General features: G+C 32.4%; 21 protein-coding genes. 18 read left to right on the top strand and 3 right to left on the bottom strand.

Going from position 1 to position 18,285, the window contains the following annotated elements:
* Positions 1-24: 24 nt before the first annotated feature.
* Entirely contained in the window at positions 25-1,296 is a 1,272-nt protein-coding gene (gene purD / locus QLS71_RS06765) for a phosphoribosylamine--glycine ligase (protein ID WP_308991790.1), read from the top strand.
* Here the strand turns inward: purD and QLS71_RS06760 are convergent.
* On the bottom strand, positions 1,291-1,518 hold the full coding sequence (locus QLS71_RS06760) for a uracil phosphoribosyltransferase (protein ID WP_308991791.1): 228 nt from the start codon (positions 1,516-1,518) through the stop codon (positions 1,291-1,293). The genes purD and QLS71_RS06760 overlap by 6 nt on opposite strands.
* A 71-nt stretch (positions 1,519-1,589) precedes the next feature.
* Here QLS71_RS06760 and QLS71_RS06755 point away from each other — a divergent pair, with 71 nt between their 5' ends.
* The gene (locus QLS71_RS06755) at positions 1,590-2,513 is read left to right on the top strand and encodes a DUF6427 family protein (protein ID WP_308991792.1); all 924 of its coding nucleotides are present in this window, start codon (positions 1,590-1,592) and stop codon (positions 2,511-2,513) included.
* Here the strand turns inward: QLS71_RS06755 and upp are convergent.
* The gene (gene upp, locus QLS71_RS06750) at positions 2,502-3,161 is read right to left on the bottom strand and encodes a uracil phosphoribosyltransferase (RefSeq protein ID WP_308991793.1); all 660 of its coding nucleotides are present in this window, start codon (positions 3,159-3,161) and stop codon (positions 2,502-2,504) included. The genes QLS71_RS06755 and upp overlap by 12 nt on opposite strands.
* Positions 3,162-3,313: 152 nt before the next feature.
* On the opposite strand from upp, the gene QLS71_RS06745 reads away from it, so the two are divergent.
* Both QLS71_RS06745 and QLS71_RS06740 read left to right on the top strand, forming a co-directional pair.
* Complete coding sequence (locus tag QLS71_RS06745) at positions 3,314-3,919, top strand: DUF4254 domain-containing protein (protein ID WP_308991794.1); 606 nt, start codon at positions 3,314-3,316, stop codon at positions 3,917-3,919.
* A gap of 38 nt (positions 3,920-3,957) precedes the next feature.
* On the top strand, positions 3,958-4,977 hold the full coding sequence (locus QLS71_RS06740) for a glycosyltransferase family 9 protein (protein WP_308991795.1): 1,020 nt from the start codon (positions 3,958-3,960) through the stop codon (positions 4,975-4,977).
* A 25-nt stretch (positions 4,978-5,002) separates the two neighbouring features.
* Here the strand turns inward: QLS71_RS06740 and QLS71_RS06735 are convergent, their stop codons facing one another.
* Positions 5,003-6,058 carry a ferredoxin--NADP reductase gene (locus QLS71_RS06735; protein WP_308991796.1) on the bottom strand — a complete coding sequence of 352 codons (1,056 nt, stop codon included), beginning with the start codon at positions 6,056-6,058 and terminating at the stop codon, positions 5,003-5,005.
* A gap of 113 nt (positions 6,059-6,171) precedes the next feature.
* Between QLS71_RS06735 and QLS71_RS06730 the strand changes: the two genes are divergently transcribed.
* The 14 genes from QLS71_RS06730 to atpG all read left to right on the top strand — a co-directional run bounded on the left by QLS71_RS06730 (position 6,172) and on the right by atpG (position 18,215).
* Positions 6,172-6,510, top strand: coding sequence for a PadR family transcriptional regulator (locus tag QLS71_RS06730; protein WP_308991797.1), 339 nt, complete (start codon positions 6,172-6,174; stop codon positions 6,508-6,510).
* Positions 6,511-6,628: 118 nt separating this feature from the next.
* Positions 6,629-7,033: a DUF2059 domain-containing protein gene (locus tag QLS71_RS06725; protein WP_308991798.1), complete on the top strand. Its 405-nt coding sequence runs from the start codon at positions 6,629-6,631 to the stop codon at positions 7,031-7,033.
* A 3-nt stretch (positions 7,034-7,036) separates the two neighbouring features.
* Positions 7,037-8,515 (top strand): DUF5687 family protein, encoded by a 1,479-nt coding sequence (locus QLS71_RS06720; RefSeq protein ID WP_308991799.1) that lies wholly within the window; start codon positions 7,037-7,039, stop codon positions 8,513-8,515.
* Positions 8,516-8,525: 10 nt separating this feature from the next.
* Positions 8,526-9,233, top strand: a complete 708-nt coding sequence (locus tag QLS71_RS06715) for an ABC transporter ATP-binding protein (RefSeq protein ID WP_308991800.1) — start codon at positions 8,526-8,528, stop codon at positions 9,231-9,233.
* A 182-nt stretch (positions 9,234-9,415) separates the two neighbouring features.
* On the top strand, positions 9,416-11,983 hold the full coding sequence (locus tag QLS71_RS06710; RefSeq protein WP_308991801.1) for a tetratricopeptide repeat protein: 2,568 nt from the start codon (positions 9,416-9,418) through the stop codon (positions 11,981-11,983).
* Between the two features lie 4 nt (positions 11,984-11,987).
* On the top strand, positions 11,988-12,413 hold the full coding sequence (locus QLS71_RS06705) for a polymer-forming cytoskeletal protein (protein WP_308991802.1): 426 nt from the start codon (positions 11,988-11,990) through the stop codon (positions 12,411-12,413).
* The gene (locus tag QLS71_RS06700) at positions 12,373-12,603 is read left to right on the top strand and encodes an AtpZ/AtpI family protein (protein ID WP_308991803.1); all 231 of its coding nucleotides are present in this window, start codon (positions 12,373-12,375) and stop codon (positions 12,601-12,603) included. The genes QLS71_RS06705 and QLS71_RS06700 overlap by 41 nt, the downstream gene beginning before the upstream one ends.
* The gene (locus QLS71_RS06695; RefSeq protein ID WP_308991804.1) at positions 12,603-12,995 is read left to right on the top strand and encodes a hypothetical protein; all 393 of its coding nucleotides are present in this window, start codon (positions 12,603-12,605) and stop codon (positions 12,993-12,995) included. The genes QLS71_RS06700 and QLS71_RS06695 overlap by 1 nt, the downstream gene beginning before the upstream one ends.
* A 103-nt stretch (positions 12,996-13,098) precedes the next feature.
* Positions 13,099-14,217 carry a F0F1 ATP synthase subunit A gene (atpB, locus tag QLS71_RS06690; RefSeq protein WP_308991805.1) on the top strand — a complete coding sequence of 373 codons (1,119 nt, stop codon included), beginning with the start codon at positions 13,099-13,101 and terminating at the stop codon, positions 14,215-14,217.
* A gap of 87 nt (positions 14,218-14,304) precedes the next feature.
* Positions 14,305-14,496 (top strand): ATP synthase F0 subunit C, encoded by a 192-nt coding sequence (gene atpE, locus QLS71_RS06685; protein ID WP_308991806.1) that lies wholly within the window; start codon positions 14,305-14,307, stop codon positions 14,494-14,496.
* 77 nt (positions 14,497-14,573) lie between these two features.
* Complete coding sequence (locus QLS71_RS06680; protein WP_308991807.1) at positions 14,574-15,074, top strand: F0F1 ATP synthase subunit B; 501 nt, start codon at positions 14,574-14,576, stop codon at positions 15,072-15,074.
* Between the two features lie 4 nt (positions 15,075-15,078).
* Entirely contained in the window at positions 15,079-15,615 is a 537-nt protein-coding gene (gene atpH / locus QLS71_RS06675) for an ATP synthase F1 subunit delta (protein WP_308991808.1), read from the top strand.
* Positions 15,616-15,676: 61 nt separating this feature from the next.
* Entirely contained in the window at positions 15,677-17,257 is a 1,581-nt protein-coding gene (gene atpA, locus QLS71_RS06670; protein ID WP_308991809.1) for a F0F1 ATP synthase subunit alpha, read from the top strand.
* 97 nt (positions 17,258-17,354) lie between these two features.
* The gene (gene atpG / locus QLS71_RS06665) at positions 17,355-18,215 is read left to right on the top strand and encodes an ATP synthase F1 subunit gamma (RefSeq protein WP_308991810.1); all 861 of its coding nucleotides are present in this window, start codon (positions 17,355-17,357) and stop codon (positions 18,213-18,215) included.
* Positions 18,216-18,285 lie beyond the last annotated feature (70 nt).

Genomic DNA, 18,285 nt, shown 5'->3' with positions numbered 1-18,285 from the left:
TGCAGTTCAATTTAAAACAATACAATGAACATCTTAATTCTTGGTTCTGGCGGAAGAGAACATACTTTTGCTTGGAAAATAGCGCAAAGCCCATTATGCAAAAACATATTTGTAGCGCCTGGAAATTCAGGAACAGCAAATATAGCAACCAATGTAAATATTGGGGTAACCGATTTTGAGGCCATTAAAGAATTAGTTTTAAACGAAAACATTGATATGGTTGTGGTGGGACCTGAAGACCCATTAGTTCAAGGGGTACACGACTATTTTTTAAATGATGATGCTATTAAACATGTTTCTGTTATTGGACCACAAAAATCGGCGGCAGAATTAGAAGGCAGTAAAGAATTTGCTAAAGAATTTCTATACCGTCATAACATTCCAACGGCAGCTTATGAAAGTTTTACGAAGGAAACGGTTGAAAAGGGTTATGCTTTTTTAGATACTTTAAATGCACCATATGTTTTAAAAGCTGATGGGTTAGCAGCAGGAAAAGGTGTTGTTATTTTAAATGATTTAGATGAAGCTAAAGCAGAACTAAAGAGCATGTTAGTTGATGCTAAATTTGGTGCAGCAAGTACTAAAGTAGTTATTGAAGAGTTTTTAGATGGTATCGAGTTAAGTTGTTTCGTGCTTACCGATGGTGAAAATTACAAAATATTACCAACAGCCAAAGATTATAAACGTATTGGTGAAGGTGACACAGGTTTAAACACAGGTGGTATGGGAGCCGTATCTCCAGTGCCATTTGCAACCGATGAATTTCTTAGTAAAATTGAAGAACGCATCGTTAAACCAACTATTAGCGGGTTTAAGAAAGATAACTTACCATATATTGGATTTGTATTTATCGGACTTATAAAAGTTGGAAACGACCCTAAAGTAATAGAATATAATGTACGTATGGGTGATCCTGAAACGGAAGTGGTGCTACCAAGACTTAAAAATGATTTTGTTGAAATTCTTCAAGCGATGGCTAACGGTACTTTGGATAAAATTAATATTGAAATTGATGAACGTGCAGCAACAACTATTATGCTAGTATCTGGTGGTTATCCTGAAGGTTATAACAAAGGAAAAGAAATTACAGGAATCAAAGCTATTGAAGAGTCTATAGCTTTTCACGCTGGGGCACAATTAAAAGATGGTAAAGTTGTAACTTCTGGTGGCCGTGTTATGGCGATAACATCATACGGAAACACGTATCAGGAGGCCATAAAAAAATCTTATCAAAGTATAGAAAAACTACATTTTGATAAGATGTATTATCGTAAAGATATTGGATTCGATTTATAGATAAGAATGTGAAGAAATGCTTTTATCTTCTTCGTTATTATCATTAAAAGATTTAAGTTGTAACATCCAATAAACCATAGCAGCAAATCCGATGATAACAAAAATCCAAGAAATTGCGCTTGCAGCAAACCAATTTTCAAGCTCTAAAGCTCTTAAAGCATCCATAGGTTTAAATAAAACATTAACAAATAAATCCTGTATAGCGTAAAATAAATCTTTCATGTGGTACTATTTATTGTTTTCTAACCAGCTTTAGTTAGTATATTTACGAAGCAAAAATACAAAAACAGTTAATGATAACAAGCATTTTTAATAAATCTAAACAAATAAATTTTATCATTGTTCTCTTTATTGCTGTTCTAGCTTTTTTAAATGCGAGAACAAACACAATAATAGAACCCATATCAATCCTTTTTGTTGCTAAACAAATTACAGTATTTTTTATTTGCATCATTACCATTTTGGTATTTAATTTTATTATTACCAAGAATAGTTTGACTCAAAGTAACAACTATGAAGTTTTATTATTCAGTTTATTTCTATTAACGTTGGTACAAACCACAAGTAACTCTAACATTCTTATATCTAATTTTTTTGTCCTATTAGGGCTTCGAAGAATCATCAGTTTACGTTCGCAAAAAAACATTAAAAGCAAACTTTTTGATGCAGCTTTATGTATTGCCATTGCCTCATTATTCTATTTTTGGGCCATTCTCTTTTTTATAGCCTTTCTTTTTAGTTTAATATTTTATTCTGATAATAATATAAGACATTGGATCATTCCATTTATAGGTGTAGCAACTGTTTTTAGTATTTCAGTGGGTGTTTCAATAGTTGTCTATAATGATTTTTTTGAAATATTTAAATCTTCTCGAAGCGTTAGTTACGATTTTAGTCCTTATAATTCCACTAAATATTTAGTAGCAATTACGATGTTGTTTTCTTTTGGAATATGGTCTTCTATATTTTATTTGCAGAGTATAAAAAAGAAGAAAAAAGACCTAAGAGCTTCTTTTAAAATTGTTATCATTGCGGCTATTATTGCGTTTGTATTAATATTGCTTGCACCTAAAAAGAATGGTAGTGAGTTTTTATTTTTGTTTGCCCCACTGTCCATTATCATTACAAACTATATAGAAATTGTAGATGATAAATGGTTTAAGGAAGTATTTCTTGGCGTTTTAGTACTAATTCCCTTTTGGTTGCTAGTGCTGTAGTTTTTCTCCAAAAGACAAATCACCTGCATCACCTAAACCTGGAATAATATAACCTTTATCGTTTAAAGTCTTATCTATAGAAGCAATCCATAAATGAGTTGAAGCACTAAAATGATTTTCAAGATAAGTAACACCTTCTTGGGCGCCAATAATACTGATTAAATGTATCGATTTAGGAGCCCCATAGGGCTTTAAAGCTTCAAAAGTGGAGACCATCGATTGCCCTGTAGCCAACATGGGGTCTGCTAAAATGAGCGTTTTTCCTTCTAGGTTGGGGCAGGCTAAATATTCCACAATAATTTCAAAGCTTTCTGGGTTATGTGTATGATGTCTATATGCCGAAACAAAGGCATTTTCCGCGGCATCAAAATAATTAAGTAAGCCATTGTGGAGTGGTACACCCGCTCTTAGAATGGAACACAGAACAATATCATTTTCTATAATATTAATAGAAGAATTTCCTAAGGGTGTTTCAATACTAACTGTTTTATAATTTAATATTTTGCTCATTTCATAACCCAAAATTTCTCCAATCCGTTCTATATTTCTTCTAAAACGCATGCGGTCTCTTTGAATAGAGACATTTCTAATTTCAGAAATAAAAGTGTTTAGTACAGAATTTTGTTGAGATAAATTATGAATGTGCATAGGTTTCAATCTTTCAATTTGAATGATAAAGTTAATTAATTTAGACTTATATTTACGCTTATCATATGAACTTTAATAAAAGGGAATTATAAACCTGTAGAAACATATTTATGTTTAAATTTTGTAGGTTTGTACTCTTAAAAAACCTTATTATGTTTACTAGTAAAGCCAATAAAATATTTCAAGACGTTATTAAAAAATATCACATTATCAATGCTGTTGATCAGCCGTTTAAAAATGCTTATCCAGAAAGTGATTTATTAGAACATTTATTATACCGAAAATGTTGGATAGATACGGTGCAATGGCATTACGAAGATATTATTCGCGATCCACAAATAGATCCTATTGCAGCTTTAACATTAAAGCGTCAAATAGATGCTTCCAACCAAGATAGAACCGACATGGTGGAGTATATAGACAGCTACTTTTTAGAGAAATACAAACATGTAACAGCAAAGCAAAATGCAACTCTGAATACAGAAAGTCCTGCTTGGGGCGTAGATAGACTATCTATTTTAGCATTGAAGATTTATCATATGGATGAAGAAGCAACTCGTGTTGATGCTACGGATGCACATCGTGAAGCTTGCAAAAAGAAGCTAGATATTTTACTAGATCAACGTATTGATTTGAGTACCGCAATTGATACGCTACTCACCGATATTGAAAAAGGAGATAAATACATGAAAGTATATAAGCAAATGAAAATGTATAATGATGATGAACTGAATCCTGTGCTTAGAGGAAATAAATAAATTTCTTTTAGAAGAAGAGTCCCTATTAGAAGCTCATAATGGCTAATCTACCAAAACACATACTTGTTATACGTCTTTCAGCTATGGGAGATGTAGCCATGGCAGTACCAGTTTTAAGAGCTTTTACACAGCAATATCCAGATGTTAAAATCACGGTTTTAACAAGAGCGTTTTTCACCCCTTTTTTTGAAAAATTGCCTAATGTTTCAGTTTTTTCTGCTGATGTTAATGGGAAACATAAAGGAATACTTGGACTTTATAAACTTTCAGAAGAATTAAGAAATTTAGGAATTGAGGCTGTTGCAGATTTACATAATGTGTTACGGACTAATATTTTAAAATATTTTTTCGTTGGAAAAAAAGTTATTCAAATTGATAAAGGAAGAGCCGAAAAGAAAGCGTTGATTTCTGGTGAAAATTTTAAGCAACTCAAAACAACACATCAACGTTACGCTGATGTTTTTGAGGCTATAGGCTTTAAATTAGATATATCAAAGCCAACTTTTATTTCAAAGTCAAGTTTAAACGATAAAACACAATCTTTACTAGGTGTTTATTCAGGAAAGTTAATAGGCATTGCGCCTTTTGCTGCCCACGACGGTAAAATGTATCCTCTAGATGCTATGAAACGTGTTATTGAAGCACTTTCAAAAGATTATAAAGTGGTTTTATTTGGTGGTGGGCAAAAAGAAATCGATATTTTAAATGAATTTGAAACTACGTTTGAAAATGTTTTAAATGTTGCAGGAAAATTGTCGCTTCATGAAGAATTAGACCTTATCTCAAACCTGCAAGTAATGCTTTCTATGGATTCTGGGAATGCCCATATGGCAGCGATGTTAGGTGTAAAAGTGGTTACCATTTGGGGTGTAACACATCCCTTTGCTGGTTTTGCACCATTTAATCAACATAAAGACGACGCGCTTTTATCAGATAGAAATCAATTTCCTAAAATCCCAACCTCTGTTTATGGTAATAAATATCCCGAAAATTATAAAGAAGCTTCCAGAAGTATATCTCCTGAATCTATTATTGAAAAAATTAAATCTTTAGTCTAAAAGCGCGGCTATTTAACGTCTATTCCTAAACATCATCATAATCTACCACTATGCTTGGTGTTGTTGGGTGTGCTTGGCACGTAAGTATTAAGCCTTCTGCTACTTCTTTTTCAGTTAAAATATTGTTTTGTCGCATGATTATTTCACCTTCTTTTAAACGTGCTAAACAACTACTACAAATACCTCCTTGACATGAATAAGGGGCATCAATATCTTCATCCAAAGCTGCTTCAAGAACGGTTTGTTTTTGAGACATTTCAAAAGTAGTTGTTTCATCATCTACAGTAACAGTTACCGTTGTTTTTCCAGAAGGAGCTGCCTTTTCTTCAATTTCAACAGGTTTTGCTGCTTTGAAAAGTTCAAAGTGAATACGGTCTGCATCAATACCATTATCGGTTAATACGTCTTTTACAGTGTGAATCATAGCTTCGGGTCCACAAAGGTAGAAAGCATCAACTTCAACATGCTTATGCTTGTTTAACATCACATAGTTAACCGTGCTTTTTTCAATGCGACCGAAAATGGAATCGTCTTTATCTTGTTTACTAAATACAAACTGAATAGAAAATCGATCTTTATATGCTTGTTGAAGCTCTAAAAGTTCGTTTATAAACATAGTGTCTTCGGTAGACTTGTTTCCGTAAACCAAAATAACCTTACTATGAACTTCTTCTTCTAAAGCACATTTTATAATGCTTAAAATAGGTGTGATACCACTTCCAGCAGCAAAAGCAGCTATGTTTTTTGTTTTGGAATCGTTAGGTTCAAAAATAAAACGTCCTTTTGGAGGCGCCACTTCTATGATATCGCCAACGTTTAAATCATTATTTGCATAAGCAGAAAAAGTGCCGTCTTTAACCTCTTTTACCGCCACTTGAAGCTCCCCGCTTTTTGGTGATGCGCAAATAGAATAATCGCGTCGTACCTCATTATCATTAAGAGTTGCTTTTAAGGTAATGTATTGTCCTGCTTTAAAAGTAAAAATTTCTTTTAAATTTTCAGGCACATTAAAAGCTATACTAATGGCTTTATTGGCTTCTTTTTTTATATTTTTAATCGATAGTTTGTGAAATGATGACATGTATAAATTTTTGACAAAAATAATGAAGCCTTTAGATTTTATAACATAATAAGTTAAAAATATATACATAAGCTTTTTATGCATAAGTATATTATGTATATATTTGACCATATATGATCAACTCAAATTTGTATAAAGGAAGTTTAACAACTATCATTTTGAAGCTTTTGAATGAAAACGATAAAATGTATGGTTATGAGATTACCCGAAAAGTAAAAGAGCTCACAAAAGGGGATCTTATTATCACAGAAGGTGCTTTATACCCTTCTTTACATAAATTAGAAGCCGATGGGTTGCTAGATGTAGAAATGGTTAAAATAGGTAAAAGATCACGAAAATATTATAAATTAACGGAGGCAGGTACTAAAGAAACTGTAAATAAATTAGCTGAATTGGAAAGCTATATTAGAAATATGAGAGCTTTGGTAAACCCCAAATTCCGTTTGGAATAATAATTTCTTTGGTTGATATTCTCAAAAAGTATCTAAATAAAAATTATAAATCTTGTAACAAACCCACAAAAAATATTACTAACCAATTAGAATTTAATAATAACCTGAAAACGATCAAATGAAAAAATTACTATTAGCATGCACGTTTTTAATAGTCACAGCAATTCAAGCCCAAGAAACATCTGAATTTAGAACAGAAACGATTGAATTTATAAAATTAACAGGTGCTGGTGCCGCGTTTGATGGAGCTATTTCTCAAATAGGTTTTAAAGTTTCTGAGGCTAATAAAGAAGCATACACTAAGGAGGCAACCGTGACACTAGAAGGACTATATGATAAAATTGCCGATTTGTATATGGCTGAATTTACCCAAGATGAAATAAAGGAATTAATAGCGTTCTATCATACCGATTTAGGAAAAAAATTAGCGACGAAGCAATTGGGTTTAACACAAAAAGCGATGACGTTTGGACAGTCTTGGGGTATGGAGGTAAGTCAAATAGCTCAAAAATATAATGAGTAGATAATGATTAGAAACTTTTTAAGTTTAGAATGGAAATCTTTTTTTAGGTCAGCAAGCTTTGGGAAAGGGTTGGCTATAAAGATACTCATGGGGTTTTTAGCTCTTTATTTTTTACTCATGTTTTTAGGTATGGGGGTTGTTTTATATCCCGGACTTAAAAAGATGTTTCCTGATAAAGACCCGTTAACCATTGTAAACAGTTTTTTGTTTTATTGGATTATTGGAGATTTAGTTTTTAGGTTTTTCTTTCAAAAGTTACCTGTAATAGTTGTAAAACCTTTGCTAATACTACCCGTTAAAAGGAAGAACATTGTAAATTATGTTTTAGGAAAATCGGTTACCTCTTTTTTTAATTTTTTACCGCTTTTTGCTATTATACCTTTTGGGGCTACTTTAATAGTAAAAGGCTATCCCGTAGTTTCAGTTTTAACTTGGATACTTACTTTAATACTCGTAACTCTCATAATTAATTTTCTAAATTTTATTATTGAAAGTTTTTCAACTGAAATAGAATTGTCCTTTTTACCCATCATAGGTGTTGCTGGAGGGTTGTTTGCGCTTAACTATTTCAATGTTATTTCGTTTTCTCAAATTTTTGCTAACGGATTTAATGCCATTTATAATACACCTGTTTTTATTATAATTCCCGTTTTAATTTTAGTAGGTTTTTATGTTATAAACTTTAGACTATTAAGAAAAAAACTGTTTTTAGATAGTGGATTAAAAGAAAAAGTAAAAGAAATACAGGTTTCAAACTTAGATTGGACAAAGAATTTTGGAGCTATTGCCCCGTTCATGCAGTTAGATTTAAAATTAATTTGGCGTAATAAACGCACCAAATCATCGGTTTGGATGGTATTAATAGGTTTATTGTATGGTTTGTTTTTCTACCCACAGCCTACTTATCAAGGCATGCCATGGTTTTTTGCATTCATCGGCATTTTTTCGACAGGTATTTTTTTAATTAATTTTGGACAATTTATTCCGGCTTGGGATAGCGGTTACTATAAACTGCTTATGAGCCAGAACATTAAATACGAGCAATATTTGCAGTCAAAATTCACGTTAATGGCACTTAGTGTTGTTATATTATTTGTTTTGGGTATTCCATATGTGTTTTTTGGTTGGAAAATTTTATTAACGCATTTTGTTGCAGCCATATATAATGTAGGTGTTAACACGCATGTTATTTTATATGGTGGCTCTTTTAACAGAAAAAAGATAGATTTAAGCCAAAAAGCAGCTTTTAATTATCAAGGCACTGGTGCGGTACAATGGCTTATCGGTATCCCGTTATTGCTTATTCCCATGGGAATATTTGCTTTATTTTATTTCTTAATTGGGTTTGAAATAGCCTGTTTAGTTTTAGGAATATTGGGTGTTTTAGGTATTGTGTTTCATCAAAAACTCATGAAAGGTATTACCGCGAAATATTTACAATCAAAATATAAAATGATTGAAGCTTTCAATCAAAACAATTAAAAATAGCATCATGATAGTAACTTCAAACTTATCAAAAAAATATAGTGGCAATTTAGTTTTGAATATAGAATTTTTAGAAATTCCAAAAGGACAAAGTTTTGGATTGGTTGGTAATAATGGAGCTGGTAAAACCACTTATTTTAGTTTGCTTTTAGATTTAATTCAACCTACATCAGGGTTTATTAAAACAAATGAGATACAAGTTAATGAAAGTGAAGATTGGAAGCCTTTTACTTCTGCTTTTATAGATGAAAGTTTTTTAATAGGTTATTTAACTGCGGAAGAATACTTTTATTTTATTGGAGAATTGCGCAACCAAAATAAGGCTGACGTAGATAAGTTAGTAGCGCAGTTTGAAGATTTTTTTCATGGCGAAATACTAAATCAAAAAAAATATTTGCGTGATTTAAGCAAAGGAAACCAAAAGAAAGTTGGTATTGTTGCTGCTTTAATTGGAAATCCCGAGGTTATTATTCTTGACGAACCCTTTGCAAATCTAGATCCTACAACACAAATTCGTCTTAAAAGTATCATTAAAGATTTGGCCGAAAAGCAAGGAGTAACTGTTTTGGTTTCTAGTCATGATTTAATGCACGTCACCGATGTTTGTGAGCGTATTGTTGTGCTTGAAAAAGGAGAAGTTGTAAAAGATTTAGCAACCAATGCCGCTACATTAAAGGAATTGGAAGCACATTTTTCTGGAACGGAAATGGTTTAGCTGTTCAATGTTTATGTATTAAACGGCAGGTTTACATCAACAAAAGCTAATGAAACAAATAATTTCGTTTCAACCAAAAATCTTGTCATTTTATCGGTTAATCAAAAAAGATGCTTATTTTTACCTGCGTACATACTATAACCATGAGTTTATAGTTATTATTTAGATTAAAAAGACCAGCATTGAAAATATTTTTTAAAGCACCCTTAATTTTTGCCTGTTCTATTTTGCTGTTAATAAGTTGTTCAAGAAAAAAGGACAAATTTATTAACCGTAATTTTCATGCTGTTACAGCAGAATTCAATGCGCTTTACAATGGTTACAATGCCTTAGAAGCAGGTAGAAATAGTTTAAACGATGGATATTCTGACAACTACTGGGATGTTTTACCCATCGAGCGGATGCAAATCTCTGAAGAGATCGTGTTACCTGGACAATCTAAAAATGAAAATTTTAACACTGCTGAAGAAAAAGCAGTAAAAGCCATTCAGAAACATAGTATTACTATTGAAGGCAAAGAAAAAAATCCACAAATAGATGAGGCCTACTTGCTTTTAGGAAAAGCGAGATATTTTGACCAACGTTTTGTTCCTGCTTTAGAAGCGTTTAATTACATTCTTTATAAATACCCTGCAAGTGATAAAATAAACCAAGCTAAAATTTGGCGTGAAAAAACCAATATGCGTTTAGACAACGACGAGCTTGCTATAAAAAACCTAAAACGTTTATTTAAACAAGAAGAGCCAGAGGGTCAAGATCTGGCAGATGCTTCTTCTATCTTGGCACAAGCGTACTTAAATATCAAATCGCTTGATAGTGCTATTACACAATTAGAAATAGCATCTAATACCACAAAAAACGATGACGAACGGGGGCGTTATAGATTCATTCAAGGACAATTGTATAACGAATTAGGAAAAAAAGACAGTGCTAATTTGGCTTTTGATAAAGTTATAAAACTTAATCGCAGAACGCCTCGTATTTATGTGATAAGTGCCCATATCGAAAAAATTAAAAACTTCGATTATGAAAAAGGCAACAAGTTTGAGTTACTAGAGTTAATCACCGAATTAGAAGAAAATAGAGAGAATCGTCCGTTTTTAGATAAAATTTACCATCAAAAAGCAGTGTATTATTTGTCTAATGCATCCGACTCTTTAGCAATTACTTACTTTAATAAATCTTTAAGAACCAATTCTTTAGATAAAATTCTAAAAGCTAAAAATTACGAAATTCTTGGCGATATGAATTTTGATAAATCTCTTTATCAAGAAGCAGGAAACTATTACGATAGCACCATGACGAGTTTGGTTTTAAACTCTAAACCGTATCGTATTATAAAGCGTAAACGCGACAATTTAGAAGATGTTATTTATTATGAATCTATAGCCAAAGTAAACGACAGCATTTTAAACTTAGTTCATTTATCGAAAGACGAACGTATAGCTTATTTTGAGGTTTTTATTGAACAACTAAAAATTCAAGCAGGAAAAGCAAAAGAAAAAGCTGAAGCGGCAGAGCGAAACAAAGGCTTAGTAACTGTTAATAATACTATTGGCAACCAACCGTTGCGTACTGGAACGCCAACACAAACAACCATGTTTTATTTTTATAATCCAACCACAGTAGCCTATGGTAAAAATGAGTTTGTAAAAATTTGGGGCGATCGTGTCTTGGAAGATAATTGGAGATGGTCTAACAAAGGAAATTCAGGAGCAGAAAAGAATTTGTCCGTTAATAATATTTTGGTAACAGCTTCAGAAGACGAATTATTCGATACGGAATTCTACATTTCTAAAATTCCTTCAGAAGCTAAAGAAATCGACAGTCTTTCTAAAGATAGAAACTATGCTTATTACCAGTTAGGGCTGATTTACAAAGAGAAATTCAAAGAATATGAATTAGCAAAAAGTAAATTTCAAAACTTACTTAAGAGCAATCCTGAAGAGCGATTAATACTGCCTACCAAATATAATTTGTATAAAATTTATGAACTTTTAGGTGAAAATTCAGAAGCCGCTATTACAAAAACAGATATTGTTTCAAACTATCCCGAATCTAGATATGCTATTATTTTAACTAATCCGGATTCAGCATCGGAAAAAGACGAAAACAGTCCAGAAAGTTTATATGAAACACTGTATCAACAATACGAAAGCCATGCTTATGCTGATGTTATCTCTAAAAGCGAAGAATACATCTATATGTTTGACGGCGAGCCTATTGTACCGAAATTAGAACTTTTAAAAGCAACTGCATTAGGACGATTGTATGGTTTAGAGGCTTATAGAAAAGCCATTAATCACGTAGCTATTACCTATGCTAATACGTTAGAAGGTAAACAAGCACAAAATATTGAAGCGAATGTATTACCCAAATTAGCAAGTTCAGAATTTATTCAAGAAAATGATAGTATCACCAATAATTATAAAGTGGTTTTTACATTTGAAAACCCTAAAACAGGCCAAGTTGCTGATTTTCAAAAAACATTAAATGAGGTATTAAAAAAGATAAGATATTATACATTAAAATCTTCCATTGATGTGTATAATGCCAATACAACATTTGTAATAGTACATGGTTTGAAAAATGGACAAGTCGCTAAAACTTTCAACCAATTATATACTAAAGAAGATCAGAAAAAAATTAAAAAATCCTATTTTGCAATAACATCTGCAAATTATCAAATCATTCAAATCCATAAAAACTTGGATGCCTATTTAAATACAGGTATAACTCTAAATAAATAGTATTATGTTTTCAGAGAACAAAAAAGAAAAACAGTCTAAGTCTATCGAAGGCTTATCAAGTCAGAACATCATTTCACAAGGCACTAAAATAATTGGTGATTTTACAAGTGAAGGCGATTTTAGAATAGATGGCTCCTTAGAGGGTAATATAAAAACTTCTGGTAAAGTGGTCGTTGGAAAATCAGGTTTAATAAAAGGAACCTTGCAAGGTACAGACGCCTATTTTGAAGGTAAATTTTCTGGTAAGTTAACATTATCAGGTACATTAACGTTAAAAGCATCAGCACATATTGAAGGTGAGGTGGTTGTGGGAAAACTTGCGGTGGAGCCAGGTGCTACATTTAATGTGACTTGTAACATGAAGGGAACGGTAAAAGAAATGAATAAAGGTGGACAACAAGAAGGAAAAGGATCCGAAAAAACAGCTTAAAAATGCGGTAGTTCTTACTGGAATAGCATTTCAAATGGGTATAACTATTTACCTTTTTATTATGCTAGGTAAGTGGCTAGATTCCAAATTTTCTGACGGAGGAAAATTATTCTTAATTATTGGTACGCTGCTTGGTGTTGCCATTTCTCTTTATGTGGTGTTACAGCAGTTAAAGAAGTTTAATAATTAATGAGGAATTTACTAGGAGGAAATGTTTTAATAATAGCGAGCGTGTCTATTATCAGCTATTTTATTTATGTTCCTATTTTAAAATATATACAGGTTCCCATACTTCAATATGAAATTTTATGGGCTTATGTTGTTAATACATTATTGGCCATAGGTATTATGTTGTCTATGTTCTTTTTTAAAGAACGTTTTAAAGACCAATTAGCATTTATTTTTATATTGGGTAGCTTTTTGAAATTTATATGTTTTTTTATCTTTTTTTATCCCGTGTTTAATTCAGATGGAGACATAGCACGTTATGAATTTTTTTCATTCTTCATTCCATATGCGATATGCTTGATAACCGAAACCATAACAACTATACGGATTTTCAACAAATTAGATTCAAATTAATGAGTAAAAACAGCCCTTGTAAATAATGTGAAATTTTGTTTTTTGATTTTAAGATAAAAACATACCTTTGCACCGATTTTTAGCCCACTATTAATTAAGTGATATGCAAAATATAATGTCATTAAAAACTATCTGTTTATTATTTCTCTTGGTAACAAGCCTTTCTTTTGCTCAAGATGATCAAGAAAAGATGCATCTGCAAGAAATAGCTCCTGAAGTAGAAGGTAAACAAGGTTTAAAGGAAGAAATAAAAGAATATATTAATCATCACTTACTTGATTCTCATGGTTTTGGTTTATACTCTTATGTAAACGACGAAGGAGAACAAAAACATATTGGATTTCCACTTCCAGTAATTTTATGGGATAATGGGTTACAAGTGTTTTCTTCATCTAAATTACATCACGGTGAGTCTGTAGCTGAGGTTAATGGAAATTACTATAAATTATATCACGGAAAAATTTATAAAACAGATGCTGAAGGTACGATTCATTACGACGATCATCATCATGCGACAAACGTTAAACCTTTAGATTTTTCAATTACTAAAAATGTATTCACCATATTTTTAGTAGGTTTATTAATATTCTTCATGTTTGGAAGAATGGCTAAATCTTATAAGAAAAATGCTTTACCAAAGGGTATGGGGCGTTTGTTAGAACCTATTGTTTTATATATCCGCGATGATATTGCCATTCCAAACATTGGAAAAAAACACTACAAACGTTACATGAGTTTTTTATTAACGGTGTTTTTCTTTATCTGGATTATCAATTTACTAGGGTTAACGCCACTTGGTGTTAACGTAACAAACAATATTGCTGTAACTTTTGCATTAGCATTATTAACTTATTTGATAACAACTTTTACAGCTAATAAAAATTATTGGGGACATATTTTTTGGATGCCTGGTGTGCCATGGCCCATGAAAATTATTTTAGCTCCGATAGAATTACTAGGTACTTTTATTAAGCCATTCTCTTTATTAATTCGTTTGTATGCAAATATTACTGCAGGACATATAGTATTAATGAGTATTATTGGTTTAATGTTTATCTTTAAAAATTGGTTAGGAAGTTCATTATCATTTGGTTTAGCATTCGTGCTGGCATTGTTAGAACTTTTAGTGGCAGCTTTACAAGCGTATATTTTCACAATGTTATCGGCATTGTATTTTGGTTCGGCAGTGGAAGAGCATCACCATGGGGACGAGCATCATTAAAAATGTCCGGTGGACATTTTATGCGAGTAGCCAGACGGCGCGTTGGCGCATTAATAAATTGAGTGTTTAATTTTTAATATATATATTATGGAAATCCCAACAATTGTAGGAGCTGGATTAATTGTTATCGGTGCTGGTATTGGTATTGGTAGAATTGGTGGACAAGCAATGGAAGCTATTGCTCGTCAACCAGAAGCCTCAGGAAAAATCCAAACTGCTATGCTTATTGCAGCTGCCCTTATTGAAGGTATTGGATTTGCTGCTTTATTTGCAGCTTAAAAAAAAACAAAAACAGCTATAACGGTTGGTTATAGCTGTTTTTAAATTAAAAATTAACGAGTTAATAAGACATATAAATGGAAAAATTAATTGAACAGTTTTCATTAGGATTATTCTTCTGGCAATTATTGTTATTTGTTGGATTAGTACTTTTGTTAAAAAAGTTTGCTTGGAAACCAATTCTTGATGCGGTAGAGAAAAGAGAAGATGGTATTAAAGGGGCATTAGAATCTGCTGAAAAAGCAAAATTAGAAATGCAAAATCTTCAAGCAGATAACCAAAAGTTATTAAAAGAAGCTAGAGCAGAGCGCGAAGAGATGTTAAAAGAAGCAAGGGATATCAAAAACAAAATGATTGAAGATGCTAAAGGAGAAGCGCAAATACAAGCAAATACAATGATAGCTCAAGCAACAGCTGCTATTGAAAGCGAAAAGAAAGCAGCCATGGCTGAACTTAAAAGCCAAGTGGCTAGTTTATCTTTAGAAATAGCTGAAAAAGTAGTGCGTCAAGAATTATCTAACAAAGACAAGCAAGAACAATTGATTGAATCAATGTTAAGTGAAGCTAAATTAAACTAAAAACATGGCAGGAGCAAGAGCAGCAATACGTTACGCAAAAGCCGTATTAAGTTTAGCATCGGATAGAAAAACGGACGATGTTGTAAACAACGACATGAAGTTGATTGTTAATACCATTGCACAAAGTAAAGACTTAAACGATGCACTTCAAAGCCCTGTACTTAGTGCTTCAATTAAAAAAACTGTTTTATTAGAAGTTTTTAAAAAAACAGATAAAACAACTTTGAGTTTAATTGACACCTTAGTTACAAACAATCGCATTGATATTTTAGCTGATGTTGCTATTAAATACAACCAGTTATTCGATCAATCTAAAGGAATAGAAGTTGCAACGGTAACAACAGCCATAGCTTTAACGGATGCTTTAAAACAAAAAGTTTTAGCAAAAGCAAAAGAGCTTACAGGAAAAGATATTGAAGTACAAAGCATCATAGATGAAAGCATTTTAGGAGGCTTTATTTTAAGAGTTGGAGATATCCAATATAATGCAAGTATTGCAAACCAATTAAGTAAATTAAAAAGAGAATTCACATTAAATTAAAAGAGTTAAGATGAAAGACGCATTTAACGTCTAGCATCTTATGTCTAAATACTAAATAAAGATGGCAGAAGTAAAACCAGCTGAAATATCAGCAATCTTAAAGCAACAACTAGCAGGTTTTGAAGCAAGCGCTTCATTAGATGAAGTTGGAACTGTATTAACTGTAGGTGATGGTATTGTACGTGCTTACGGATTAGCTAACGCTCAATATGGTGAGTTAGTAGAATTCGAAGGCGGTTTAGAAGGTATTGTACTTAATCTTGAAGAAGACAACGTAGGTATTGTACTACTAGGGGTTTCTAAAGGAGTTAAAGAAGGTTCTACAGTGAAACGTACAGGTCGTATTGCCTCTATCAATGTTGGAGAAGGTATTGTTGGTCGTGTTGTAGATACTTTAGGAAACCCAATTGATGGCAAAGGACCTATTGTTGGTAAAACTTATGAAATGCCTTTAGAGCGTAAAGCGCCTGGAGTTATTTTCCGTGAACCAGTTACCGAGCCATTACAAACAGGTATCAAATCTATCGATGCGATGATTCCTGTAGGTCGTGGTCAACGTGAGTTGGTTATTGGTGACCGTCAAACTGGTAAAACAGCCGTTTGTATAGACACTATCTTAAATCAAAAAGAATTTTACGATGCAGGAAAACCTGTATATTGTATCTATGTTGCCGTTGGTCAAAAAGCATCAACAGTAGCTTTAATTGCTAAAACTTTAGAAGAAAAAGGTGCTTTAGCTTATACAACTATCGTAGCAGCAAATGCATCTGATCCTGCAGCAATGCAAGTATATGCACCGTTTACAGGAGCTTCTATTGGAGAATATTTTAGAGATACTGGTCGTCCAGCATTAATCGTGTTTGATGATTTATCTAAGCAAGCAGTAGCTTACCGTGAGGTATCTTTGTTATTACGTCGTCCACCAGGACGTGAGGCGTATCCAGGTGACGTTTTCTACCTTCACTCTAGATTATTAGAGCGTTCTGCAAAAGTTATTAATAATGACGAGATAGCTAAAAACATGAACGATCTTCCGGAGTCTCTTAAAGGCATTGTAAAAGGAGGCGGCTCTTTAACAGCATTGCCAATTATTGAAACACAAGCGGGAGACGTTTCTGCATATATTCCAACAAACGTAATTTCGATTACTGATGGGCAAATTTTCTTAGATGGAGATTTATTTAACTCTGGTGTACGTCCAGCAATTAATGTAGGTATTTCTGTATCTCGTGTTGGAGGTAATGCACAGATTAAATCCATGAAAAAAGTAGCAGGTACTTTAAAATTAGACCAAGCACAATATCGTGAATTAGAAGCATTTGCTAAGTTTGGTTCAGATTTAGATGCCGTTACTTTAAATGTAATTAACAAAGGTAAACGTAACGTTGAGATTTTGAAACAAGCTCAAAACGATCCATTTACAGTGGAAGATCAAGTTGCTATTATCTATGCAGGATCTAAAAACTTGTTAAGAGATGTACCTGTTGAAAAAGTAAAAGAATTTGAAAGAGATTATTTAGAATTCTTAAAAGCGAAACATGCGAATGTATTAGCAGACTTAAAAGCAGGAAAATTAACTGATGAAGTTACAGATACATTAACAGCTGTAGCTAAAGATTTATCAGGAAAATATAGAGCTTAATCCCCTCTTAATCTCCCCAAAGGGGAGAAAATAGCAACGGGAATTTCATATTTAACGAATCAATCCCTCTCCTTTGGAGAGGTTAGGAGAGGAAAAAATGGCAAATTTAAAAGAAATACGCAATAGAATCACATCGGTATCTTCAACCATGCAGATTACCAGTGCCATGAAAATGGTATCGGCTGCAAAGTTAAAGAAAGCTCAAGATGCTATTACAGCAATGCGTCCTTATGCAGATAAGTTAACCGAACTTTTACAAAGTTTAAGTGCTACTTTAGATGTAGATTCTGGAAGTAAATATTCTGAGCAACGTGAGGTGAAAAAGGTTTTAATTGTTGCTGTTACTTCTAATAGAGGTCTAGCAGGGGCCTTTAATTCTAATATTATAAAAGAAGTTAATAGATTAACATCTAAAACGTATGCCAACCAAGAAGTTTCGTATTTAACTATTGGAAAAAAGGCAAACGATGCGTTTAAAAAGACTAATAAAATTATTTCTAATAATAGTGATATTTATGAGGATTTAACCTTTGATAATGTTGCTGAAATTGCTGAAATGTTAATGGGTAAATTTGTTGTAGGCGAGTTCGATAAAATCGAAATTGTATACAACAAGTTTAAAAATGCAGCAACTCAAGAGGTAATGGTTGAGCAATTTTTACCAATAATACCAGTAAAAAGTGATACTAACGTCAATTTGGATTACATTTTTGAGCCTTCAAAAATTGAAATCGTTGAGCAATTAATTCCTAAGTCATTAAAAACACAATTGTACAAAGGTATTAGAGACTCTTTTGCTAGCGAACACGGTGCTCGTATGACTGCGATGCATAAAGCAACAGATAATGCAACAGAGTTAAGAGATCAACTTAAATTAACATACAACAAAGCACGTCAAGCTTCTATTACCAATGAAATTTTAGAAATTGTTGGTGGAGCTGAAGCTTTAAATAATTAATTTAATATACTACTTAATTAGTTCCAAAATTTTATAATAATATCAAACCTCACTTTAAGTGAGGTTTTTT

Source organism: Mariniflexile litorale, from assembly GCF_031128465.2.
Taxonomy (GTDB): domain Bacteria; phylum Bacteroidota; class Bacteroidia; order Flavobacteriales; family Flavobacteriaceae; genus Mariniflexile; species Mariniflexile litorale.
Note: the sequence above shows the minus strand (reverse complement) of the source record. Positions and strands in the feature narration are given on the sequence as shown.